This is a genomic window from Microbulbifer sp. ABF4_148 (genome assembly GCF_056158985.1).
In genome coordinates this window covers 672344-696410 of sequence record NZ_JBSWUI010000001.1, presented here as the reverse complement: position 1 = coordinate 696410, position 24067 = coordinate 672344, and the positions used below count along the sequence as shown (strand labels likewise).

Genomic DNA, 24067 nt, shown 5'->3' with positions numbered 1-24067 from the left:
GTTCAGTTCTGTTCCAGTAAATACTTGTGGTGCGTTATACGGATTATTCCGGCTTGAGGATGTCCTGCCACCAGTTCAGTGGTGTCTGCCCGTCCTGCGGGTCATAGACGTTGCCGTAGTACCAGGTACTGTTGGCTCCATCGCACACGCTGTCGAGAATTTTCTCGATATTGGTAAATCCGCAGCTCACGTGGATGCTGTAGATCAGCATGCGCTGACTCTCCATATCCAGCTCTCCCCCGAGCTTCTCCAGCTGCGGCGTTAACTGGTCGGATATGGCCGCGCTGTCGCCCCGACAAAATACCCGTATCGCCAGGTTGCCGGAGCGCTTTACCAGTTCGAACTGCTGGTCGTCTTTGTTCACCTTGATGGAGTCGCCGCTGGCAATGCCCTTGATAAACGCCGGTGAGCGCACCAGCTGGCAACTGTCATCCTCGTTGACCTTTACCTGGAGCCGCTCGACCACCGGCGCCCCATCGGGGCCCGTTCCGGCAAACAACTCAATAACCTGTAACGCAGTCATAACCTCTCCCAGCGGACTGTGTAAAATATCCGACCCATCACGGTATCGGTGATGTCAAAACCGATGCCCCGACAGCCGTCAAAGATGACGCATAGTATACAGGGAGCCAGCATGATCTCGCGTAAACTCGCCCGCTTCTCAATTCTCTCCGCCCTATCCGGGCTTTTACTCAGTGGCTGTGCCGTGAACCCGGTGACCGGTGCCAAGGAGTTGTCCCTGATGTCCCAGGCACAGGAAGTGGCCATTGGTGAAGAGCAGTATCCCGCCAACCAGCAACAGCAGGGCGGCCAGTACAATGTCGACCCGGCGCTACAGGACTACGTGAACCGTGTGGGGCAGAAGCTCGCACGGGTATCCGACCAGCCGCAACTCCCCTATGAATTTGTCGTGCTCAATAATTCCACGCCCAACGCCTGGGCCCTGCCCGGCGGCAAAATTGCCATCAACCGGGGCTTGCTGGTATTGCTGGAAGATGAAGCCGAGCTGGCCGCAGTGCTCGGGCACGAGATCGTCCACGCGGCGGCGCGTCACTCTGCCTCGCGCATGTCCCAGGCGCAGGTGCTGGGGGCCGGGCTGGCCGTGCTCGGTGCGGCTACCCAGAACACCGAATACGGAGACCTTGTCGCTCTGGGTGGCCAGCTGGGTGGCTCCGCGTATATCGCCCGCTACGGACGCCAGAATGAACTGGAAGCGGACGAGTACGGCATGAAATATATGGTGGCCGCGGGCTATGACCCCCAGGGCGCCGTGCGGCTGCAGCGCAAATTTGTCGCGCTGTCCAAGGGGCGCAACGCCGGCGGCCTCGACGCCCTGTTTGCCAGCCACCCACCTTCGCAGTCGCGGGTTGATGCCAATATTGCCCACGCGAAGCAGCTCGGCGGTGGTGTCACCAATCGCGACGGCTACCAGCGAGCCATCGCCCAGCTCAAGCGTGACGCCGACGCGTACAAACAATTCGATGAGGCCATGGCAGCCGCAGGCGACAAGCAATACGATCGCGCGCTGACGCTGGTACGTGACGCCCAACGCCGGCAGCCGCGCGAAGCCGCCTTCTTCCAGCTGGAAGGTGATCTGCTGGCCCAGCGCAAGCAGTATCGGCAAGCGTATAGCGCGTACAACAACGCCGTGCAGAAGAATCCGGGGCTGTTCTCCAACTGGCTCAAGCGCGGCCTTGCCAGTGCCGAACTGAAAAACTACATCGACGCGGAGCGCGACCTGACCCGTTCACTGCGCTACCTGGAAACACCACACGCGCACTACTACCTGGGTGAGGTGTACGAAAACCAGGGCAATCGCAGTAAGGCCATCAACCACTATCAGACCGCGTCCAAGGCCGGTGGTGATATCGGTACCCGCGCGCAACAGCGTATGCAGGCTCTGGGGAACCAGGGATAAAACTCGAACGAAAGGTCCGGTACCTGTGGTATCAGGGATGCCGGCAAACAAAAAAGGCGGCCTAATTTGGCCGCCTTTTTGATGGAGCAATGCAACCCGACAAAGTTACAGCTGTACCACCAATCCCAGGGTCAGTACATCCACATCGACGCCGTCCTGATCATCGCTGGAGAATGCGAGTTCACCGGCGATGTTGCGGTTGAAGAAGTGCGATACGCCCAAACCAAAGCCACCCTCATCATTCAGCGAGGCGCTGACACCAGTGTGCTGGTTAAAGTAGTAATCGGCCTCCAGTACGGCATCATTGCCGAATTCAGTATCCAGCAGCGCGATACCCGCGGCAAAGTAACGTCCACCGGTCAGTTCAGTGAAATAGCGCGCCGACAGCGTACTGTTGTCCAGCTCGTCGTCTACGGAAACAGTGACGCCAACGTAGTCATTGCCCACCAGCTGGTGGTTGTACTGGCCACTGAAGAAGAAGCTGTTGTCCCCATCCTCGACAGACACTGCCTCGACTTCGAGCAGCAGGTTCGGGTCGACAAAGTAACCGGCAGAGACACGGAACACGTCAGAGAAATCGCTATTCTCGAAGGCGCCACCAAATTTCAACGCACCGGTGAAGTACTCGCCGCCGATCACGGTACTGTCGAAGTCACCGAACTCCGAGTCCGTACTAACGAATCCGCCAAATACATTACTGGCGTGATTGATGTATTCGAACTCTTTCAGCGGACCGAGAGACTGCTTTGGAGAAAAGTAATAGGTACTGCCAATGCTGAAGGTATCGGCAGAACCAAAAGGCGTGTCGATATCAGCGTATTCGGCAGAAGACAGCGATGTGTACTGCTCTGCAGTGGCGGTAGCCGCAGCGAATGCGAGAGTCAGTGGAAGCAGGTGCTTGAATTTCATAGGTCTCATCCTTTAGTCACAACATTGCCTGGTACAGGCCGAGTCGCGCGGAGTGTAGCAAAAGCGCATGGGTGTGCAGCGGCAATTCGCGAAATTGCAGACTGCGTCCCAATCCGCTTTTGTCCCTGGGCAATATTTTGCCGACTGTTGCCGAGGCGCGAGCCAGCGCGAGACGTACGGGTACACGGCACCTAGAAAGTGCCGCGGCCTGATCTTTAGAATTGCACAGACGCGCTCAGGGAATAGGACTCATTGTCCAGCGTCCACCCTCCAAACTCATCCGACTTGTTGGTGTAACCCAGTGAGAGGGAGATATTTCTGTTGAAGAAATGGGTTGCCCCCAGGCGATAGTGGCCCAAATCTCCAACCTCCGCTTTCAAGGAAGTCGACTCGGAGAAATAGAATTCGCCTTGGAGCTCCCAGATATTGCGCACAGGCGCGATGTCAGAATCGGACAGCAGGAACTCGGTGGACAGACCGCCAGTATCAGCGTATTTAAGGCCGAGGCGCAGATAGCGGTCATTGCTCAGGGCGCGGAAATAGCGCGTCGAAACCACGGCCCCGGAAAAGCCGTCATTGGTTTGCAGGGTAACGCCCAGATAATCGGTGTCTCCCAGTTGATATACGTACTGCCCACCCAGCAGAACGCGACTGTCGCCTTCGTGGTACTCGATATCAACAGTGGCCTGCAGGGAAGGGGTGAAAAAATATCCCAGCGCGCCGCCAAACACCTGCTCTCCATCCAGATCCTGTACGCTGGCCCCCAATTTCAGGTTGCCTGTGAAATATTCACCGCCCAACACACCGTTGCGGGCATTGTGGTATTCATCATCGCTATAGCCGTAGGCGCCATAGAAATTGCTGATGCGGTTGATGTAATCAAATTCCTTCAGGGGACCCCGGGCCTGGCGATCCGATAAATAGTAGCGGCTGGCAATGGTGAGGGTTTCACCGACCTGATCCCGTAGGGAGGTATTCAACAGACCGGTCTCAGGATCCCAGTAGCGCCACAAAGCGACGTCTTTCTCATAGGAATAGCCACCGCTCGAAAACGACTGGTATGCCTCCGCAACATTGACGGACAACAACAGTGCGAGCGGTAAAACAAACTTCGGATGCATTCAGAACTCCTTGTACTTATTGCAATTATTCTTCGGGCCCGCGTCGCTGGTCAGACCCAGTTTGTCCAACCGCCCAGGCAAAGCAGGCGCATGCATCGGACCGGAGAATGGCAATTTTGTTTCAGATTTGAACTTAATTTTTAGAATTTTATTTCTAATCTATGTTTCAGATCGCATCGAATGACCGATAGATATCCGCAAATTGCTCAAATTTTCTACTTTTTGGTTTTTGAAGGATCGGCACGGTCGTACCGGGGGAAGGGAATCATGCAGCTGGGTACAGGCCACGCTCACTCGATGAGGCGCGGGCTGGTTGGGATAGCGCAATAAAAAAGGCCCGCTTTGCGGGCCTTTATTTGGGTGCTTCACCGGCCAAGCCAGTGGGTGCCCATCAGCTTTTTTTCAGGTTGCTCTCGTGGCCATGGCGAATGTCGGTGCCTTCGACCAGATACACCACCTGCTCACAGATATTCTTGGCATGATCGCCGATACGCTCCAGTGAGCGCAGTACCCACAGTACGTTGATGCCGCGGGAAATGCTGCGCGGGTCTTCCATCATGTAGGTGATCATTTCGCGGATCGCGGAACGGTAGTCCATGTCCACCTGCTCGTCTTCGGCCATGGTAGCCAGCGCTGCCTGTACGTCGAAGCGGGTATAGGCATCGAGCGCGTCGTTGAGCATCTTGCGCACCGCCTGGGCGATGTGGCGGATCTCGGTGTAGCCGCGCGGGGAGGTGCCCTCATCGGTCAGTGCAATCGCCATCTTGGCGACCTTGCTCGCCTCATCCCCAACCCGCTCCAGATCGCGGGCAATGCGGGTGATCGACAGGACCATGCGCAGGTCAGACGCGGTGGGCTGGCGCTTGGCAATAATCAGTGTGGCGTGCTCGTCGATCGCCATCTCGCACTTGTCGATCTCCTGCTCAACACCGAGTACTTTCTCTGCCAGCTCACTGTCCGCGCTGGCCAGGGATTCGACCGCGTCGGCGACCTGCTGGGTCACCATGCCGCCCATTTCCAGCATTTCGGTTTTGAGGCCCTCCAGGTCTTCGTTGAACTGGCGGGAGATATGTTGATCGAAGTGCATTTCCATAATGTGTCGTGTTTTCTGCAGAGCTTGAGGGGGGCAACCCCGATAATCGCTATTGAAATAATTAACCGAAACGGCCGGTAATATAGGCTTCCGTCAGCTCGTGCTGCGGGTTGGTAAACACGGTTTCGGTATCGTTCACCTCGACCAGGTGGCCCAGGTGGAAGTACGCCGTACGCTGGCTCACCCGCGCTGCCTGCTGCATCGAGTGGGTTACGATGGCAATAGTATAGTTCTGGCGCAGCTCATCGATGAGCTCCTCGATACGCGCGGTGGCGATCGGGTCCAGTGCCGAGCAGGGTTCGTCCATCAGGATCACTTCGGGGCTGACAGCAATCGCACGGGCAATACACAGGCGCTGCTGCTGGCCGCCAGACAAGCCGGTGCCGGGCTTGTCGAGGCGATCTTTGACTTCATTCCACAGGCCGGCGCGGCGCAGGCTGTTCTCGACAATCTCGTCGAGCTCGGCGCGACGGCTGGCAATACCGTGGATCTTCGGGCCGTAGGCCACATTGTCGTAAATGGACTTGGGGAACGGGTTCGGCTTCTGGAACACCATGCCCACGCGCGCGCGCAGGGGCACAACATCCACCTTGGGGCCGTAGATGGGGTCGCCATCCAGGGTGAGGTCACCTTCCACACGACACCCTTCGATGGTGTCATTCATGCGGTTCAGGCAACGCAGGAAGGTGGATTTACCACAACCCGACGGGCCAATCATGGCAACCACTTCATTGCGGCCGATATCCAGGCTCACATTGTGGATCGCCTGCGCTTCGCCGTAAAAGACATTCACATCGCGCATGCGCAGCTTGGCGTTGTCACACAGCGGCTGGCCTACGGTCTCTCTTACCTTGGTATTGGTATCCACAGTCGGTTGTTCCACGGTTTCAGTTGCTTCCGCCGGGATCTGGCCGGCATCCAGGGTCATAGTGTTCATAGCGATTCTATCGGTTGGTTATCTTAGCAGCGAACGGGATACCGCCCACTACCAACGACGCTCCAGTTTCTTGCGCAGCAGTACCGCGGCGGTATTCATCAAAATCAGGACGCTGAGCAGCACCATAATGGCGGCGGAAGTCCGCTCCACAAAGGCGCGCTCGGGGCTGTCGGCCCATAGGAAAATCTGTACCGGCAGCACGGTCGACGGGTCGGTGATACCGTGCGGGACATCGACGATAAACGCGACCATACCAATCATCAGCAGCGGCGCGGTTTCACCGAGGGCCTGCGCCATGCCGATAATCGCGCCAGTGAGCATGCCGGGCATGGCCAGCGGCAGCACATGGTGAAAGACCGTCTGCATACGCGATGCGCCCATACCCAGCGCCGCCTCGCGGATGGAAGGCGGAACCGCCTTCAGCGCTGCGCGGCTGGAAATAATGATGGTCGGCAGGGTCATCAACGTCAGTACCAGACCACCCACCAGCGGGGCGGAGCGGGGCAGCTCGAAGAAGTTGATGAAAATTGCCAGGCCCAGCAGACCGAACACAATCGACGGCACCGCCGCGAGGTTATTAATGTTCACCTCGATCAGGTCGGTCCAGCGATTCTTCGGCGCAAATTCTTCCAGGTAAATGGCCGCGGCCACACCAATCGGAAACGACAGCACCAGGGTCACCAGCAGGGTAAACAGCGAGCCCATCAGGGCTGCGCGGATACCGGCCTGTTCCGGCTCTCGGGAATCACCGTTGGTGAAAAACGTGGTATTGAAACGTTTCTTCAGCTCATCGCTGTCCATCAGCGACTTGATCCAACCGACCTTCTGCTCGGAAGTCCGCCCGCGGAAGCCCTCTTCACTGTCTTTCAGGCTTTTGACGAAGGTATCCACATCATCGTCGGCGGTGAGCCAGCGGCTTTCGGTCTGGCCGAGCAGCTCCGGGTGCTTGGCCATGCGATCGCGCAGGTCATAGGGCTCACCGGAAGAAATCAGCGAGTACAGCTCCCGCTTGTCGCGGCGGCCGGACACCTCCGGGAAGCGCTCGAGCAATGCCTTGCGGATCACACCGGTAAAATTGGCGTAGGCCAGCGTCTCGGCATTGACCTCGTCGATACCCAGCACCGCCGGGTCATAGTTGAGCTCCAGTTCAATGGCCGTCTCGGCAAAGGCGCCACTGCCCTTGCTGATAATGTCGGTAAACAGTACGACCACTGCCAGGATGCCCAGCGCGATACTGAAAATACCGAGGCCGCGGAACAGCTTTTCCTTGCGGTGACGGCTGGCCAGGCGCGCTTCGATACGCTCGCGCACCTCGGCCTGGGATTTGGTTAGATCAGTCATACTGTTCCCGATATTTCTTCACAACGTGCAAGGCAATAAAGTTCAGTACCAGGGTGCTGACGAACAGCATCAGGCCGAGGGCAAATGCCGCCAGGGTCTTGGGACTGTCAAATTCCTGGTCACCCACCAGCAGGGTCACAATCTGCACCGTCACGGTGGTGACCGATTCGAGCGGGTTGGCGGTGAGGTTGGCGGCGAGGCCCGCGGCCATCACCACAATCATGGTTTCACCGATCGCGCGGGAGACCGCCAGCAGCACACCACCGACAATGCCGGGCAGGGCCGCAGGGATCACAACCTTGCGCACGGTTTCCGACCGGGTGGAGCCCAGTCCAAGGGCACCGTCACGGAGGGACTGCGGTACGGCATTGATCACATCGTCCGACAGGGACGACACGAACGGAATAATCATCACACCCATCACCAGGCCGGCGGCGAGGGCACTTTCGCTTGACGCCTGCAGGCCCATGGCCGCGGCGGTGTCTCGCACCCAGGGGGCCACGGTCAGCGCAGCGAAGAAGCCGTATACCACGGTCGGTACACCGGCGAGGATCTCGAGCAGCGGCTTGGCGATCGCACGCACGCGCTTGCTGGCGTACTCGGCCAGGTAGATTGCTGACATCAAACCGACAGGTACTGCCACAAACATGGCAATGGCAGACACCAGCAGGGTACCGGTAAACAGCGGTACCGCACCGAAGGCGCCACTGGAACCTACCTGGTCCGCACGCAGGGCCATCTGCGGGCTCCACTGCAAGCCAAACAGGAATTCGGTAACCGGCACCGACTGGAAGAAGCGCAGGGATTCAAACAGCACCGACAGCAGAATGCCGACGGTGGTGAAGATGGCCGCACAGGCGCAGGCCAGCAGCACGATGCGCAATACTTTCTCGACCTTTTCCCGTGCGCGCAGCTCCGGCGAAAAACGCAGCATGGCGAAACTGGCGAGGCCAACCGACAGGATCAGTATGATCGCCGTCTGCAACCACTGCGCCGAGCTGCGCAGGCTGGCCAGCCGTTCAGCGGCAGCGGCGACTTCCGGCCCGGGCGTACCGAGGGTGCTGCCCTTGGCGACATTCTGGATTTGCGCATACAGCAGGTTTTGCCCGGCGATGGTATCCGGCTTGTCGGCTATGCTGCCCATTACCATCGCGCGAATGATCGCATCATCAAAGATCAGCCAGGCGCCCAGCAGTATCAGCGCGGGCAAGCCGCACCACAGGGCCATATGCAGGCCGTAATAGCTGGGCAGGGAGGCCAGGTTGCGCATGCCGCCCTGGCCACGGGCGACGGTTACCGCACGGGTAAAACCGGTTCCGTAGGCCACCAGGATCAGCAGCAATAACAGAGCAAAGAGGGTTGGGGTCTGCATCGATCTACCATGCACTCAAAATTTCAGCCGGGCATTATCCGGACTTTTTACGACGTTTGCATGGCATACCATGCTCCCGGGACAAAAAAACCGGGTCTATAGACAGCAAAAGGCCAAGCCCTTGCGGGCTTGGCCGGTAAATCCCTCTACCTCTGGTCGTCCTGACTTTTTATTTTACAGCCAGGTTGCTCAGGGCATTCAGCTTGCGCACGTCAGTAGCGACCTGCTGACGCTTCTCGGTGGGCAGCGGGATCATGCCCTTGTCTGCCAGGTAACCTTCCTCACCCCAGGCGCGCTCGCTGGTGAACTCAGCCAGGAACTGCTTCATACCGGGAATCACGTCGGCATGGGCTTTCTTGGCGTAGATGAACAGCGGACGGGAAACCGGGTAGCTCTGGTCAGCGATGGACTCAAAGGTCGGCTCCTGGCCTTCGATGGTGGAACCCTGCACCTTGTCAGCGTTCTGGTCCAGGAAGCTGAAGCCGAAGATGCCGAGGGCATTCGGGTTGGCAACCAGCTTGTTCACGATCAGGTTGTCGTTCTCACCGGCCTCTACATAAGCGCCGTCTTCACGAACGGTGTGACAGATCGCCTTGTAAGCGCTCTTGTCGGATTTCTTCTTGGCCGCAATCCAGTCAAACTTCTTGCAGCCACCTTCCATTGCCAGCTCAGCGAAGGCGTCACGGGTACCGGAAGTCGGGGGCGGGCCCAGCACTTCGATCTTGGCATTCGGCAGCGCCGGGTTCACATCCTTCCAGGTCTTGTAGGGGTTCTCGACCAGGGTCTCGGAACCGTCCGGGTTCGGTACTTCTTTGGCCAGGGCCAGGAAGATGTCCTTACGCGAAAGCGCATACGGCTTGGCGGTCTTGGCGTTTGCCAGCACGATGCCGTCGTAGCCAACCTGAACTTCAACCACGTCTACGCCGTTATCGTTACACATGTCCAGCTCGGACTGCTTGATGCGACGGGAAGCACCGGTGATATCGGCAGTGCTTTCACCAACGCCCTGACAGAACAGCTTCATGCCGCCGCCGGTACCGGTGGATTCGACAACCGGGGTCTTGAACTGGGTAGAACGGCTGAAACGCTCCGCTACGGTGGTGCTGAACGGGTAGACCGTGGACGAGCCGACGATGCTGATATGATCGCGGGCCGCCAGTGCTGCCTGGGAGGCTGCGATGGTCAGTACCGCCAGGGAAGAAGCGAGAATGCGCTTGCTCATGTTTCACTCCAAGTGAGTTCTGTTTGGTTTACGCGGCGATGCTATGGCGAACGGGTGACGATTCTATGAATGGAATATTACAAAATGGTTACATTGCCACTTAGGTGGCCTCTGGCGCCGGAAGATCGCCCGCGGTAGGCTGTGGCGACGGCCCGGTCGCGCCCGGGAACACCCGACTAACAACAATAAGACGGTGAGAGAGGTACTCCCAATGCATCTGCTCAGCAGCTGCGCGAACAATATTGACCGATTGTCCACTGCCAGCGGCCGCCTGCTCGGCTGGTTTACCCTGGCCATGGTGTTGCTGCAGAGTGCCGTCGTGCTGCTGCGCTACGGGCTCGGAGACGATGGCATGGCGCTTGGCAGCGCCGGTGAATTCCTGCGCGGCGGCTCGGTGGCCCTGCAGGACTCGGCGGTCTACCTGCACGGGGCGGCCCTGATGCTCGGGCTCGCCTATGCCCTGCAGACCGACGCCCATGTGCGGGTCGACGTGCTCTACCGGCAGATGTCACCGCGGCGCAAGGCGTGGGTGAACGCCACCGGCACCATCCTGTTCCTGTTGCCCCTGTGTGCCTTCACTTTGGTGGGCAGCTGGCAGTTCGCCGCCGCCAGCTGGGCCGTGCGCGAGAGCAGCGCCAACGCCGGCGGCCTCGCCGGGGTCTATCTACTGAAAAGCGTGATCCCGCTGGCCGCCACCACCCTGGCCCTGCAGGGTATCGCCCAGCTGGCGCGGGCGCTGGAGCAACTGATGCGGGTGGAAACCCCCAGTCAGCCACAAGCGCAGACCCGAACCCCCCAGTCTCCGCAACTGGAGGAGATGGGCGCATGATCGAACTGATTCCCCTGTTGATGTTCGTCGCCATCTGCGCGGCGCTGATGTTTGGCTACCCGGTGGCCTTTACCCTGGGCGGCACCGCACTGCTGGCCGCCGGCCTCGGCATTGTCACCGGTATTTTCGACCCGGACCTGCTCAAGGCCTTCCCCGACCGCCTCTACGGCATCATGCAGAACGGCACCCTGATGGCGGTGCCCTTATTCGTACTGATGGGCGTGATGCTCGAACGGGCGCGCATTGCCGAAGAACTGCTGGTTAACCTGGCCAAGGTCTTCTCGCGGGTGCCTGCCGGCATGGCCGTGTCCGTGGTGGTGGTCGGCGCACTGCTGGCCGCCAGTACCGGGATCGTGGGCGCAACCGTCGTGACCATGGGCCTGATGTCCCTGCCCACGATGCTGAACCGCGGTTACTCCTCGCAGCTGGCCACCGGTACCATCTGTGCCACCGGTACCCTCGGCCAGATCATCCCGCCCTCCATCGCGCTGGTATTGCTCGGCGATACCCTGTCCAACGCCTACCAGCAGGCACAGCTGTCCGCCGGCATCTTCAATCCCAAGCCGGTGAGTGTCGGCGACCTGTTTGTCGGTGCCATTATTCCCGGGATGCTGCTGGTCGCGGCCTACATCATCTACCTGCTGTTTATTGCCCGGCGCGAGCCCGCTGCCGCGCGCGTGGAAGCCGAAGACTTCGATACGCTTGAGACCGTCAAAAGTCTGCTGCCACCCATTGCGCTGATGCTACTGGTGCTCGGCTCGATCATGACCGGCGCCGCCACCCCAACCGAGGCCGCTGCGGTTGGCGCGCTGGGTGCGGGCCTGCTGGCACTGAGTCGCGGCGCTCTGAACTGGGAGCGTGCCGGCGAAGTAGGGCAGAGCACCCTCAAGGTCACCGCGATGGTCTTCGCCATCCTGATCGGCGCCTCGCTGTTCTCACTGGTGTTCCGCGGTTACAACGGCGAGGAGATGGTCACCAGCTTCTTCAACAGCCTGCCCGGCGGCGTGGTGGGAGCTACCCTGCTGGTGATGCTGGTGATCTTTGTACTCGGCTTTATCCTCGACTTTATCGAGATCACCTTTGTGGTAGTGCCGATTGTGGGGCCGGTGTTGCTGGCCATGGGTGTCGACCCGGTGTGGCTCGGCATTATGATCGCCATCAACCTGCAGACTTCCTTCCTGACGCCACCATTCGGATTTGCCCTGTTCTACCTGCGCGGGGTGGCACCGGAAACGGTGGCAACCGGAGCCATCTATAAAGGGGTGGTGCCATTTATCATGATCCAGTTGGCGTTGATGTGTGTACTGGCCTTGTGGCCGTCACTGGCGACGTGGTTGCCGGCGTATATGGCGGGGTAACGACCGCGCTGGCTCGGCCAGAACAAGAATCCCCGGCTAAGTGCCGGGGATTCAATTTGGGGCCAGTATATTTCTGCCTATTTGCACGGCAGGAAATTGAAAGTCATAAAGTTGATCTGGACCCATATGCTCAAAACATCAAAGAAACTTTAGTTTGTCACTCCCAAATAAAGAAACAATGCGCGCTTGGTTTTCTTTGTTTATTGGGAAGATACTCAACGAATCGACTCCTTTCAGACCAATTGAAATTAGACTCGAAAAATCAATCGGAGAGTTTATTAGCTTTACGGCCCGCAATCCCGGCACATCAAAAATATAATTTACGTCGACACCCTGACTGCATTTATTGATATAAATCTCTCTACACGCTCCAATACTTTTTAGCCGAGAGAAATTTATTTTTTTACATCCTTCGACAACCAAAGAATTAAGGCGCGCAGAAGAAAACTCTATATCTTCAAGATTCCGACAACTTGCTATTTTTAGCTCATTCAATTTGATTTTGCCAAACCCTGACATTCTTTCTGAAGAACAAGACAACACCTGCAGGCTGCTTACCTCATAAGCACTTAGAAATGAAAAATCAGAAATCTTTGGCCGCTCTAAGACCAAAGACTTCATCTTTCTAGGCAATGATGACAACGAGACTTCAGACTCAATAATCCCTGTAATTAGAAGCAGATCCAATTCAAGACAAGATATGGCAGAAAAATCGAATTCTTTCGACCTCCTGTCCATCTGCAGCAGGATAACCCTTAAAGACTTAAGATTCTCAACACCTGCCAATGACTTCACCGCGTTGCTGTTTATACTCACGCCCTCAATGGCTGGTAGCGCCTTGGCAATCTTTTCAAATGAAGCATCCACGCCAAAATCAACGGTCAAGTACTTAACTTCATTAGCTGATGAATTTTTCGATATTTCTTCGAAGAATCGGTCCTCACATTCAGGCTCCTCTTCAGGCTTAATCAAATGTATATCCTGACCCAAACGCTGACTGCCCCAAGAGAGGTCACCAAATTCTATATACAAAGGCATTTCCATACCTATTTTAAAAATTAACTAGGAATAGTTTCATTGTGAAAAATGAGGTGAGATCAACATTATGACGCCCATTTTTTTCTTCTGTACACGACCTTGGACCAGCGCTTGATTGATTGCCCTGGCATAAGGTTGATTTTATCAACCCACTAATTAATCCCCTATACTTGGACAGAGGCACGTATTTTTCTACCCTTGAGATATGGCCACAAGAGAAAGATGAATATGCGGAATGGCATACCTGTCTTTATCACTGCACTGGTTTTGCCCGGGGCTGTATCACTATGTGTCGCTCAGGATGCGCCGGATCCAGTCACAGAAGAGAGTTTTATCCGAGCTGAGGTGGATGCACGTATACTCCGCTTCCAGGAAGCAGGTGGCCTGAATCAGGGCCTGGTTTACTCGGAGCCAACACCGCTTGACAACCAGGCAGTGCCACGCATGAATCGCGATACACTCTATGCTGGCATACCGATCGATACGAAAGACGGCTTCCGTATCGAGATCCCTGAGTCGCCGGCCAATCGCTATTTTTCGGTCTATTTGCTGGATAACGATCACTACACTATTGATATTTTGAGAAAGCCTGGCACCTATGAATTTGGCGCTCAGGATACCCGCTATATTGTGGCCATTCCACGGGTTCAAATATTCGATGCAACCGACGAAGCCGATATTGAGACAGCACGCCAGATTCTTGCCAATGTAAAGGTTGATTCAGGCAGCAAGGTGCCCAAAAAGGCGAACTGGAACTGGGATGAAATGCTGCGGTTAAGAAGCCTTTATGATCGCAAGCTCAGCAAGTATAGCCAGTATCCTCCTTCATTTCAGGACACGCGCAAATCGGGAAAAATCGATCCGGAAGAACATCGCATCGCAGTTGCCAGTTCGTGGGGCCTTTTTCCTGATTATGAAACGGTTTATATCGCCGACAGGGCATCCGGCGCTACCGATCATTGTTACCAGGCCACGTATCAGGTTCCTGAAAACCAGGCGTTCTGGTCAATTACGATGTACAACGGCGAAGGCTATATGTTCAACGAAAATGCGGCACTCAATGACTCCAACACCAAGATGAATGATGACGGTACATTCACCGCGTACTATGGTTCAAAAGCGGTATGTGGCGATGTACCTAACCGTCTTGATACCGCAGAAGGCTGGAATATCTTGATGAGAGTTTATCGTCCAGGCAAACGTGTTCGGTCTGGCGACTACAAATTGCCGGCGATGACCAAAGTGGATGTAAAGAAAACGGAGTAACAATAAAGGAATTCACGACCAGGCACGGCAGATCAATAGTTATTATGCCGTGACACTGGCACCAACCAATTGCTGACAGGCCAGGCGATAACCACACGCGAGCTGCTGATCGTTAAAACGATCTCTCTCGATAGCATTCACCGGAGTCTTTGCATTCAGTTGCACCACGCACTGGCCGCAGCTGCCGCCGCCGCCGCACTCGGACGGCAAGGTAAGTCCGGCCTCTGCCAGCGCCTCATACAGCGAAGCGCCTTCCACCAACTGATAAGTCTGCTCACCATCACGCTTGTTCTTTAACACCACCGGTACCCGCGACGACCTCTGCGAAAATACAGACCACCACTGGCGCAAACGCGCGAGCTCTTCGCGACGCAGACCATTAAGCAGCAACCAGAAGCCGCTGGCACTCAGCCACAGCGCGATAAAGCCGAACGCGATGACCACGGGATTATTGAAGTCCGTGCGCTCGGTGTAATCCATGATGTGCAACATCCATAGGATATCGAACAGCCGCCAGGTATCGGTGCGGCGTTCCAGTACACGGCCATCCTCAGCGGAGATATACAGGGTGGTGTTATGCGCATCCGCTACCGGGATCTGCCAGCTGGAACCGCTGTGACGCCGGGTTGCCATGTTGGGCGCGGGTATTTTCTCCGGCGTGCCCAACAGGTTCGTATCACCGGCATAATCGGCGCGAGCGATGTGCAGGGCCAGCGCACCGTCGATGGTTACCACGCTGCCGTCCAGTCTATGCAGCGTTACGCCTTCTTCGGTGACAACCCGCAATAGCGGGCGATCCACGTTTTCAATGCGCGCATGGGACAGGTGATTGCCGAGTTGGACCTCGGTAACCGTACCGGCCGGGTAACGCGCGAGTACCCGCTGCATTGCCGCCGCAGTCTCTGCCGTGGCTTCTGCTGCAAAACGGGGCGTTTCTGCCGCACTGGAAGCTTTCAGCGCGCGGCCACTGACGAGACCCGGGTCCAGCAGACTGAACAGCAGGCCAGTGATTACCCAAATCAACAGCTGCACGCCCACCAGCAAGGCCAGCCATTTGTGCAGTTTCTTCAGCCAGGGGGTCATGCATTGACCTCCTGGGACCGCCGCAACCGAAACTGTCGCAGGCGCAGGTGTAGCAGACGAAAATACAGCAGGCCGAGCCCGGCGAGAGTTGCGGCCAGGGCCAGCAGCGCGAAGCCGCGCAGGGTCAGGTTGTGGATATCTTCGCGCGCCTCGTAATCCATGATGTGTAACATCCACAGGAAGTCGAACACCCGCCAGTAATCATGGCGGCGGGTGAGCAGCTCACCGCTGACCGGGTGGATATATAAACTGGTGCCGAAGCGATCCTGCAGATCGACCCGCCAAACCGGCAGGATACGCGGGGGTATCTCCGATGGTGGGTTACTGATTAACAGACTGGCGCTGGCCGCAGGGAATTCAGGTTGGGCAGGCTGATAGTAGTGGCGTGCCAGGTCCAGCACGGCGTACTCGTCGAGCCTTGGCAGCAACGCGCCGCTGCTGGCATCAAAACGATGGCGATCTCCATCGGCCTGCACCAGAAATACCGGCGTGCCGGCGATGGATTTCAATGTCAGCGCATCAATGCGCTCGAAACCCTGCAGGTCCGGATTGGCCAACGGCACATTGGGCAGGGGTTCTGTGGTGTTTCTCACCAAGTGATCGCCGTGGATAAAGTCCAGATCGACCACCACCATATAAAAACCACTCAATGCCCACGCGAGCAACTGCACACCGGCAACAAGCAGCAAGCCGCGGTGCCACTGGCGCAGCCGTCGGGTCAGTGTGGGGCGCATCGCTTCCTTGGTACTGCCGACACGCACTGATTGATGTTTGCTCATAGGCTCGCCATTCCGGCCCGGCCGTGATTGAAGGTTCCCAATCTCTATTGTGCGCGAATTCCACCGGTATTGCTGTAGCGATTTAGCCGCGTCTAAGGTCCCGGATTGAATTCACTCCAGCTTCTGCTTAAATAGAAAACGCGAATAACAATAACTCTCAAATCGAAATATCAGAGAACAGTATTCTGCAGCGAGTTCGATTTGCCCAACGGGGATCCGCCTATGTCGCAAAGCCGTAACGACTCCGCTGTGCTGGGTATCGATGCCCATACGTTCAAAGACCTGGAAATATTTGAATCCGATACCGGCGACGCCAGCCTGTTCGATTTCTGTAATCGGACGCGGTCGGTCGGAGGCGCAGCGGTACTGCGGCGGCGTATGCAAAAGCCCTGGGCGAGCGCCCAGCATATCGATGCAACCCAGCAGGCGATCCGCTTTATTGCGGAACGGCGCAAGCTCTTCGATAAAATGCCTTCGGTGTATGCGGTCGAGGGGACGCAAACCTACCTGCAGGAAATTCTGCCCAGCCTGGACTTTCGTAACAGCCTCGAATTTATGCTCGGCGCCTTTCAGGTCTGGGCCAACCAGGACAACCATTTTTTCAGCATTGTGCGTGGTGCCCAGTCTGCCTGTCGCCTGATCCGCGCCCTGCGTACTTTTGTCGGCCTCGCGCCATTACAGGACGCCACCGGCGAACTGGCACCGCTGCTGCAACGCATCCGCACACTGCTGGCGCGCCCGAATTTTCGCAAGGTACCGGATTATGATGTGGGCGGCTGGGGCACCTGGCGGATGCTCAAGCTCGACCAGATCCTGCGGGTGAAAGAGAAGGCGTCCCTTGCACAGCTGCTGGAAGTGAATTATGAGCTGGATGCCCTGGTGTCGATGGCCGACGCCAATAGCGAGCACGGTTTTGTGCTGCCGGAAATCTGCACCGGCGAGATGCAGGTGTACGCCGACGGCCTCTATCACCCGTATCTCGACAACCCCGTTGCCAACCCGGTTACCCTCAGCCAGCAACAGCGCATTCTGTTTCTCACCGGCCCCAACATGGCCGGCAAGACCACGTACCTGCGCGCCTTTGCCACTGCCCTGTATCTTGCGCACCTGGGCATGGGTGTGCCCGCACAGAGCTTCCAGTTTGTGCCGGTACAATGGCTGTTCAGTTCCATCTCTCTCACCGACGACCTGCGTCGCGGGGTGAGTTACTTCCGCGCCGAGGCGCTGCGGGTCAAAGCCGTGGCCGAAGCCGTAGCGCGGGGCGAACGAGTAATGGCGCTGATGGATGAGCCCTTCAAGGGCACCAATGTAAAGGACGCGTTCGAGGCGTCACTGGCCATCCTCGAACGCTTCTCCAAACGGCAGAATTGCCTGTTTATGTTTTCTTCCCACCTGATCGAGCTCAGCGAACATCTGCAGCGCCTCGACAACCAGGTGGACTGCCGTTACTTCGAGGCGATCGAGAGCGGCGAGCGGCTGCACTTCGACTATCTGTTGCGTTCCGGCATTTCCGACCAGCGGCTGGGCATGCGCGTGCTGCACGAAGAGGGTATCTTCACGCTGCTGGATCAGGACACCGCCATCACAACGGATGCTGCGCATCCGGTGTTGCAGGAGGACGAGTAACCATTTGACCGTTAGCGGAAACGCGCAACGCGCGCCCCTTCCACAGGCGATATACCGCCGGCAATACCATCAACGTCAGTAACATGGCGCTGATCATGCCGCCCACCATCGGCGCGGCGATGCGTTGCATCACCTCGGAACCCACACCGCTGCCCAGCATCACCGGCACCAGCCCGATAAATACCGTGGCGGTGGTCATCACCACCGGGCGCATACGCTGGCCAGCCCCCGCGCGAATCGCATCGTCCAGATCCTGTGCAGACAGCGATTGCCCTGCCGCCGCACGCTCATCCTGGCGCTGTTGCCACGCCTGGTTGAGATACACCAGCATGATCACACCGATCTCTACTGCCACGCCGGCCAGCGCAATAAAGCCCACGCCCACCGCCACCGACAGGTTGTAGCCGAGCCCGTACACCAGCCACAGGCCGCCGATCAGCGCCAGTGGCAGGGTGCCCATAATCACCAGCACTTCGCCCCAGTGGCGGAAGCTGGCATACAGCAGCAGCATGATGATGCCGAGCGTCACGGGGAGCAGCAGGCCGAGGCGCTCGCGCGCGCGCTGCATATATTCGTACTGGCCCGACCAGGACAGGGAATAACCCGGCGGCAGCTCGAGCTGGTCGCGCACCAGACGCTGCGCATCGGCCACCCAGGAACCCAGGTCGCGATCGCGAATATCGATATACACCCAGCCGTTGGGGCGCGCGTTTTCGGTCTTGATCATCGGCGGACCGCCCTGTACCTCGATACGCGCCACGTCGCCGAGACTCAGGTGGGTACCGTTCGGCGCGACCAGGGGCAACTGGCGCATCTGCGCGGGCGAGTCGCGCCATGCCTGTGGATAACGCAGGTTGATCGGGTAGCGCTCGAGCCCCTCAACGGTCTCGCCCATTTTTTTGCCGCCCACTGCCGTGTCGATCACGCTCTGCACGTCACTGATATTGAGGCCGTAGCGCGCGGCCGCAGCGCGATCGATCTGGATATCGATATAACGGCCACCCTCCACCCGCTCGGCAAATACCGAGGCGGTGCCGGGCACCTGCGGCAGGAGTTTTTCCAGCGCGGTACCGATCTTTTCGATCTGGTGCAGGTCGGCACCAGCCACCTTGATACCCACCGGAGTCTTGATTCCGGTGGCGAGCATATCGATACGGGTCTTGATCGGCATTACCCAGGCATTGGTCACACCCGGCAATTGCACGGCGGCGTCGAGCGCATCGCGGATTTTTTCCGGCGTCATGCCCGGGCGCCACTGGTCGCGCGGTTTGAATCGAATAATGGTTTCCACCATGGTGAGCGGCGCCGGGTCCGTAGCGGTCTCGGCGCGGCCCATCTTGCCCCACACCTGTGCCACTTCCGGCACCTGCATGATCAGCTTGTCGGTTTGCTGCAGCAGCTCGCGTGCCTTGCCGATGGAAATACCGGGATGGGTGCTCGGCATATACATCAGGTCCCCCTCATCCAGCGGCGGCATAAATTCAGTGCCGGTCTTCGCCAGTGGGTAGAGGCTGCTGGCCAGCAGCACCATCGCCATGCCAATCACCGGCAGCGGGTGACGGATGGCGAGTTCCAATAGCGGGCGGTAGCCAGCCGCCAGCGCGCGGTTAATGGGATTGGCCCGCTCCGGTTTTATCGGCCCGCGCACCAGGTAGCCCATCAACACCGGCACCAGCGTAATGGCGAGGCCCGCCGCTACGGCCATGGCGTAGGTCTTCGTGTAGGCCAGCGGCGCAAACAGGCGACCCTCCTGGCCCTGCAGGGCAAATACTGGCAGGAAGCTCAGGGTAATAATCAGCAGGCTGAAAAACAGGGGTGGGCCGACTTCTTCCGCCGCGCGCGCCACCAGCTGCCAGCGCGCCTGCTCGGATGCATCCTTGGGCAGCGGGTTGCGCTCCATGTGCTTGTGCAGGTTTTCAATCATCACGATGGCGCCGTCCACCATGGCACCGATGGCAATGGCGATACCGCCGAGGCTCATGATGTTGGCGTTGATGCCCTGCAGGTGCATCACCACAAACGCGCCGACGATACCCAGCGGCAAGCTGATGGCAATCACCAGCGAGGACCGCAGGTGGAACAGGAACAGCGCGCACACCAGCGCCACCACGATGAATTCCTCCAGCAACTTCTGCCACAGGTTTTCCACCGCGCTGTCGATCAGCTCACTGCGGTCATAGGTAGGCACAATCTCGACGCCCGCCGGCAGGCTGCGCTGCAGCTCTTCCAGCCGGCTACGCACGCCATCGATGACCGCGCGCGCATTCTCGCCGAAGCGCATCACCACCACGGCACCAACCGCCTCGCCCTCGCCATCGAGTTCCGACAGGCCGCGACGCATCTGCGGGCCGATGTGCACGTCGGCCACGTCCTGCAACAACAGCGGCGTGCCGCTCTCATTCACCGCCAGCGGCAGCTGGCGCAGGTCTTCGACACCCTGGATATAGCCACTGGCGCGCACCATGTACTCGGCCTCGGCCATTTCCACCACCGAGGCACCGGACTCGCGATTGCCGCGCTCGATGGCATCCTGGATTTGCGCCAGAGTCAGGTTGTAGGCGCGCAGGCGCAGCGGATCCACCTGCACCTGGTATTGCCGCACCATACCGCCCACAGTGGCCACTTCGGAAACACCCGGCAGCGTCTGCAATTCATATTTGAGAAACCAGTCCTGCAGGGAGCGCAGCTGCGCCAGGTCGTGGCGGCCGCTGCGGTCCACCAGCGTGTAGCTGTAGATCCAGCCAACACCGGTGGCATCCGGCCCCAGCTCCGAGCGCGCACCCGCCGGCAGCCGCGGTGCCACCTGGCTGAGGTATTCCAGTACCCGTGAGCGGGCCCAGTACAGGTCCACGTCATCATCAAAAATGACGTACACATAGGAGTCGCCGAAGAACGAGTAACCGCGCACCGTGCGCGCACCGGGCACACTCAGCATGGCGGTGGTCAGCGGGTAGGTCACCTGGTCTTCCACCACCTGCGGTGCCTGGCCGGGATAACTGGTTTTCACAATCACCTGCACATCGGACAGGTCCGGCAGGGCATCCACCGGTGTGTGGCGCAGGCTGTACAGACCGCCAACCGCGAGCGCCAGCGCGGCAATCAATACCAGTGCGCGGTTGTGCAGCGACCAGCGAATAATGCGCGCGATCATTTCTCACGCTCCTGTGCATCGCTCCCTGCCGGATGCATTTCGCTGTGATCCATTCCCTCGTGATCCATCCTGTCGTGATCGGATTTTTCCTGTTCGGGGCGGTCGGCAGGGTTCGCTGGCGGCGCCAGGTCCCCCGTGATGCCACGCATGGCAATCACCTCAAACTTGCCATCGCTGCGTTTGCGTATTTGCACCTGCACCCGCGCGCCACTCTCGAGCGCCTGACGCAGGCCCGCCTGCGCAGAGTCCGCCACATAGAACCCCATGACCATGCCGGGCCAGTCCCACGCCGGCACCGGACCGTGTTCCAGGCGGGCATAATGATTGTCATCGGGCATGCTCAGCACCGTGGCATCCGCCCAGGGCGCGTCGCCGACGGGTTCGCCATCGGCGCTGTCGGTCGCGGCGCCGCCAACCCGGTCCAGATCGGCGCTGATGCTCGACTCGGAATCGAGCAGGAACTGCGCCGAGGTGACCACCCGCGTACCCGGCTCGATGCCATCCAGGATCTCCACCCGATCGCCGATTTCACGACCCGCCTGCACCCGCACCGAGCGATAGCGGCCATCCCCTTCGGCAATGACCAGTCGATCCATGTCGCCGGTGCGGATCAGTGCACCGCGTGGCACGGTGAGCACATTGACTTCGGGGCCCAGCAGGTCGAGGCGTACAAACATGCCGGGGCGCAACAGTTTGTCCCGGTTATCCACAGCCACGCGCACGCGCAGGGTGCGGGTCTTGGCATCGAGGTCGGGCAACACGTGCACCAGTTTGCCGGTCCAGCTGCGGCCGGGCGCGAAGTCGCCGCGCACGGTGGCGGTTTCCCCCACACGCACCTGCCCGCCCTGGCGGGGGAACAGCTCGCCCTCCACCCACACGGTATCCAGCGGGCCGATACTCATCAGCGTGGTGGCCGGGGTCACATACATGCCATCCCGTGCACCGAGGACATTCACGTAACCGCCGGTCTCCGCATGCAGGGTGATGTTTTCACTGACCTTGCGACTGCGCTCCACCTGGCGCACATGGGCCGCGGGAATCCCCAGACTGCGCAGGCGCTCGCGGGTCGCCGCGATCAGGGTCGGGTTTCCACTTTCGAGCGCCGCCACCAGCTCACTCTGTGCCTTGACCAGTTCCGGCGAGTAAATCTCCAGCAGCGGCTGGCCGCGCTCGACCCGGTCGCCAACCGCCTTGACCCAGGTGCGGTGCACCCAGCCGTTCAGGCGCGTGTGTACATGGTGCAGTTTGTCCTCATCCAGCTGGACAAGACCGACCGTCTCTACACTGGTCGCCAGCGGCGCACGCTCGGCAACGGCCGTACGCACGCCGAGGTTGTTCTCCACCTGGGGACTGATCGTGACCGTGCCCGGCGCAGCCTTGTTGCTGCCGGTGTCATCTCCCTCGTAGACCGGCACCAGGTCCATCCCCATGGGCGACTTGCCCGGTCCATCGCGGCGGAAATTGGGATCCATGGGCGCGACCCAGTAAAGGATCTTGCGCGCATCACTGTCACCGCCCGCGGCCTGCTCGCTGTCCCGCGAGAAAAACTGGCCGAGCAAAGCGCCGGCCACCAGTGCCGCCAGAATCAGGGCGGCCAATAACATTCGGTTCATGGAAGTCTTTCCATCGCTTTCGTTCATGGGGCGGTTGTCGGCGGAAGTGTTCTGAGCGCGATTCATTTGCGGTCGCCCTCCCTGCCAGCCGCCAGGAAATAGCGGATGCGCGCTAGCGCGCGGTAGTAGCCAAAGGTGATTTGCGCCGCGCTGATCTGCGCCTCAATGGCATCCAGCCGCGCATCGATCACCGCTTCCAGGTCGGCGGTGTTGCTGGCGTACCCCTTTAACACCGCGTCGGCAGTGGCATCGGCCTGGGCGAGCAGGTCGGTTCGGTAATCCGCTTCGCGGCTTTGCAGTGCCTGCGCATCAGCCACGGCCGCATTGAGAGCGGCATGCAATTGCTGCAACTGCTCCTGGCGCTGCAGGATGCCGGCGCTTTCCCGCGCGTGACTGGCCGCGAGGCGGCGATCCTGCCGGTTCTTGCGGAACAGTGGCATCTCCACCGAGAACATCACACTGGCAAAGTCGGCTCCATCGCTCATCGGGGTGGGCTGGCGCTGGCCGTATTTCAGGTCGATACCAAGCTGCGGTTTGTACGCTTCGCGTGCCAGCGCCACATTGACCCGCTCCGCCTCAACCTGCGCATTGCTGGCAGCGATCATCGGATGCGCCTCGATCACCGCCATGGGCACCGGCAGGGCCTGGTCTGACGACCAGCGCCGGGTGTCCTCCCAGCCGGGCAGGGTCCGGTCAATCGGGCCCCAGGCAGCCCCGCCAATCCAGCGACCCAGCAGACCGCGGGCGCGGCGCACTTCGCCGTCCACGGCCGCGATGCGATCGTCCAGCCGCGCCAGCGCCAGCTGGGATTGCAGCAGCTGCTGCGACTGAATCTGGGCGCTGGCCAGACGCGCGCGGTTATAACCCACCAGTTCCTGCATCCAGCGCCGGTTTTCCGACAGCAACTCGCGCGTGCGCAGCTGCTCAGACAATGTCAGGAAGGCCAGGCTGACATCCCGCTCCAGTGCCAGCTCCAGCCCCGCCGCGCCGGCAAAGCCCGCTTCGGCCAGCCACTCACCGCGCGCGCCGGCGAGTGCCGCGGAATCCCCGCGGGGCAAATTCTGGCGGATACCGATCACCTTCTGGGTCATCGGCTGCTCGTCAAAGGCAAAGCTGTCGGTCGGCAGATTGGCGACCCCCACCTGCAGGGTGGGGTCGGCCCACTGGCCATCGGCAATGGCGTTCTGCTGCTGGGCCAGCGCGCTTTGGCGAGCACTGCGGGTACCGGGGTCTTCCACCAGTGCCAGTGCAACGGCATGCTCAAGGCTGGTCGCTACCGTTGCCGAGACGGCGTCTGGCCCGGCCAGGGCGAGGGGCGCTGCAAAAGACAGCAACGCATTCAGGCACAGAGCCCGAAACGGGGTAAACATGGGGTAATCCTGTCTGGTTGAACTCAGTTGGGCGCTTACTA

General features: G+C 59.2%; 19 protein-coding genes. 5 read left to right on the top strand and 14 right to left on the bottom strand.

The annotated features are described in order from the left end of the window. Positions 1–43 precede the first annotated feature (43 nt). Positions 44–523, bottom strand: coding sequence for a DUF4265 domain-containing protein (locus ACXAD0_RS02965; protein WP_475086855.1), 480 nt, complete (start codon positions 521–523; stop codon positions 44–46). Positions 524–634: 111 nt separating this feature from the next. Here ACXAD0_RS02965 and ACXAD0_RS02960 point away from each other — a divergent pair, with 111 nt between their 5' ends. Then, a complete protein-coding gene (locus tag ACXAD0_RS02960) occupies positions 635–1918 on the top strand; it encodes a M48 family metalloprotease (protein WP_475086854.1) in 1284 nt (427 codons plus the stop codon). Positions 1919–2023: 105 nt separating this feature from the next. Here the strand turns inward: ACXAD0_RS02960 and ACXAD0_RS02955 are convergent, their stop codons facing one another. From ACXAD0_RS02955 to ACXAD0_RS02925, 7 genes are all read right to left on the bottom strand, one after another. After that, the gene (locus ACXAD0_RS02955) at positions 2024–2827 is read right to left on the bottom strand and encodes a putative porin (RefSeq protein WP_475086853.1); all 804 of its coding nucleotides are present in this window, start codon (positions 2825–2827) and stop codon (positions 2024–2026) included. Positions 2828–3042: 215 nt separating this feature from the next. Then, on the bottom strand, positions 3043–3948 hold the full coding sequence (locus tag ACXAD0_RS02950; protein ID WP_475086852.1) for a putative porin: 906 nt from the start codon (positions 3946–3948) through the stop codon (positions 3043–3045). A 391-nt stretch (positions 3949–4339) separates the two neighbouring features. Continuing rightward, positions 4340–5041 (bottom strand): phosphate signaling complex protein PhoU, encoded by a 702-nt coding sequence (gene phoU / locus ACXAD0_RS02945; protein WP_475086851.1) that lies wholly within the window; start codon positions 5039–5041, stop codon positions 4340–4342. Positions 5042–5102: 61 nt separating this feature from the next. Then, positions 5103–5843, bottom strand: coding sequence for a phosphate ABC transporter ATP-binding protein PstB (pstB, locus tag ACXAD0_RS02940; RefSeq protein WP_475090296.1), 741 nt, complete (start codon positions 5841–5843; stop codon positions 5103–5105). A 183-nt stretch (positions 5844–6026) separates the two neighbouring features. Then, complete coding sequence (gene pstA, locus ACXAD0_RS02935; protein WP_475086850.1) at positions 6027–7319, bottom strand: phosphate ABC transporter permease PstA; 1293 nt, start codon at positions 7317–7319, stop codon at positions 6027–6029. Further along, positions 7312–8691: a phosphate ABC transporter permease subunit PstC gene (pstC, locus tag ACXAD0_RS02930; RefSeq protein ID WP_475086849.1), complete on the bottom strand. Its 1380-nt coding sequence runs from the start codon at positions 8689–8691 to the stop codon at positions 7312–7314. Before pstC ends, pstA begins: the two co-directional genes overlap by 8 nt. 169 nt (positions 8692–8860) lie before the next feature. Further along, positions 8861–9913 (bottom strand): PstS family phosphate ABC transporter substrate-binding protein, encoded by a 1053-nt coding sequence (locus tag ACXAD0_RS02925; protein ID WP_475086848.1) that lies wholly within the window; start codon positions 9911–9913, stop codon positions 8861–8863. Positions 9914–10106: 193 nt separating this feature from the next. Between ACXAD0_RS02925 and ACXAD0_RS02920 the strand changes: the two genes are divergently transcribed. Both ACXAD0_RS02920 and ACXAD0_RS02915 read left to right on the top strand, forming a co-directional pair. Further along, positions 10107–10742 (top strand): TRAP transporter small permease subunit, encoded by a 636-nt coding sequence (locus ACXAD0_RS02920; RefSeq protein ID WP_475086847.1) that lies wholly within the window; start codon positions 10107–10109, stop codon positions 10740–10742. Continuing rightward, positions 10739–12100 (top strand): TRAP transporter large permease, encoded by a 1362-nt coding sequence (locus tag ACXAD0_RS02915; RefSeq protein WP_475086846.1) that lies wholly within the window; start codon positions 10739–10741, stop codon positions 12098–12100. The genes ACXAD0_RS02920 and ACXAD0_RS02915 overlap by 4 nt, the downstream gene beginning before the upstream one ends. Positions 12101–12238: 138 nt before the next feature. Here the strand turns inward: ACXAD0_RS02915 and ACXAD0_RS02910 are convergent, their stop codons facing one another. After that, positions 12239–13132, bottom strand: coding sequence for a hypothetical protein (locus ACXAD0_RS02910; protein WP_475086845.1), 894 nt, complete (start codon positions 13130–13132; stop codon positions 12239–12241). A gap of 228 nt (positions 13133–13360) precedes the next feature. Between ACXAD0_RS02910 and ACXAD0_RS02905 the strand changes: the two genes are divergently transcribed. Continuing rightward, positions 13361–14404 carry a DUF1214 domain-containing protein gene (locus ACXAD0_RS02905; protein ID WP_475086844.1) on the top strand — a complete coding sequence of 348 codons (1044 nt, stop codon included), beginning with the start codon at positions 13361–13363 and terminating at the stop codon, positions 14402–14404. Positions 14405–14446: 42 nt separating this feature from the next. Here ACXAD0_RS02905 and ACXAD0_RS02900 read toward each other — a convergent pair whose 3' ends face one another. Together ACXAD0_RS02900 and ACXAD0_RS02895 are read right to left on the bottom strand one after the other, a co-directional pair. Then, positions 14447–15487 (bottom strand): 2Fe-2S iron-sulfur cluster-binding protein, encoded by a 1041-nt coding sequence (locus tag ACXAD0_RS02900; RefSeq protein WP_475086843.1) that lies wholly within the window; start codon positions 15485–15487, stop codon positions 14447–14449. Continuing rightward, positions 15484–16266, bottom strand: a complete 783-nt coding sequence (locus tag ACXAD0_RS02895; RefSeq protein ID WP_475086842.1) for a hypothetical protein — start codon at positions 16264–16266, stop codon at positions 15484–15486. The genes ACXAD0_RS02900 and ACXAD0_RS02895 overlap by 4 nt, the downstream gene beginning before the upstream one ends. A gap of 222 nt (positions 16267–16488) precedes the next feature. Here ACXAD0_RS02895 and ACXAD0_RS02890 point away from each other — a divergent pair, with 222 nt between their 5' ends. Beyond that, positions 16489–17892 (top strand): MutS-related protein, encoded by a 1404-nt coding sequence (locus ACXAD0_RS02890; RefSeq protein ID WP_475086841.1) that lies wholly within the window; start codon positions 16489–16491, stop codon positions 17890–17892. On the opposite strand, the gene ACXAD0_RS02885 is transcribed toward ACXAD0_RS02890, so the two are convergent. The 3 genes from ACXAD0_RS02885 to ACXAD0_RS02875 form a co-directional block, all read right to left on the bottom strand. Beyond that, positions 17849–21043: an efflux RND transporter permease subunit gene (locus tag ACXAD0_RS02885; protein WP_475086839.1), complete on the bottom strand. Its 3195-nt coding sequence runs from the start codon at positions 21041–21043 to the stop codon at positions 17849–17851. The two genes, ACXAD0_RS02890 and ACXAD0_RS02885, sit on opposite strands and share 44 nt — an antisense overlap. Then, the gene (locus tag ACXAD0_RS02880) at positions 21040–22656 is read right to left on the bottom strand and encodes an efflux RND transporter periplasmic adaptor subunit (RefSeq protein WP_475086838.1); all 1617 of its coding nucleotides are present in this window, start codon (positions 22654–22656) and stop codon (positions 21040–21042) included. Before ACXAD0_RS02880 ends, ACXAD0_RS02885 begins: the two co-directional genes overlap by 4 nt. A 62-nt stretch (positions 22657–22718) precedes the next feature. Further along, complete coding sequence (locus ACXAD0_RS02875; protein WP_475086837.1) at positions 22719–24026, bottom strand: TolC family protein; 1308 nt, start codon at positions 24024–24026, stop codon at positions 22719–22721. Between the last annotated feature and the right edge of the window lie 41 nt (positions 24027–24067).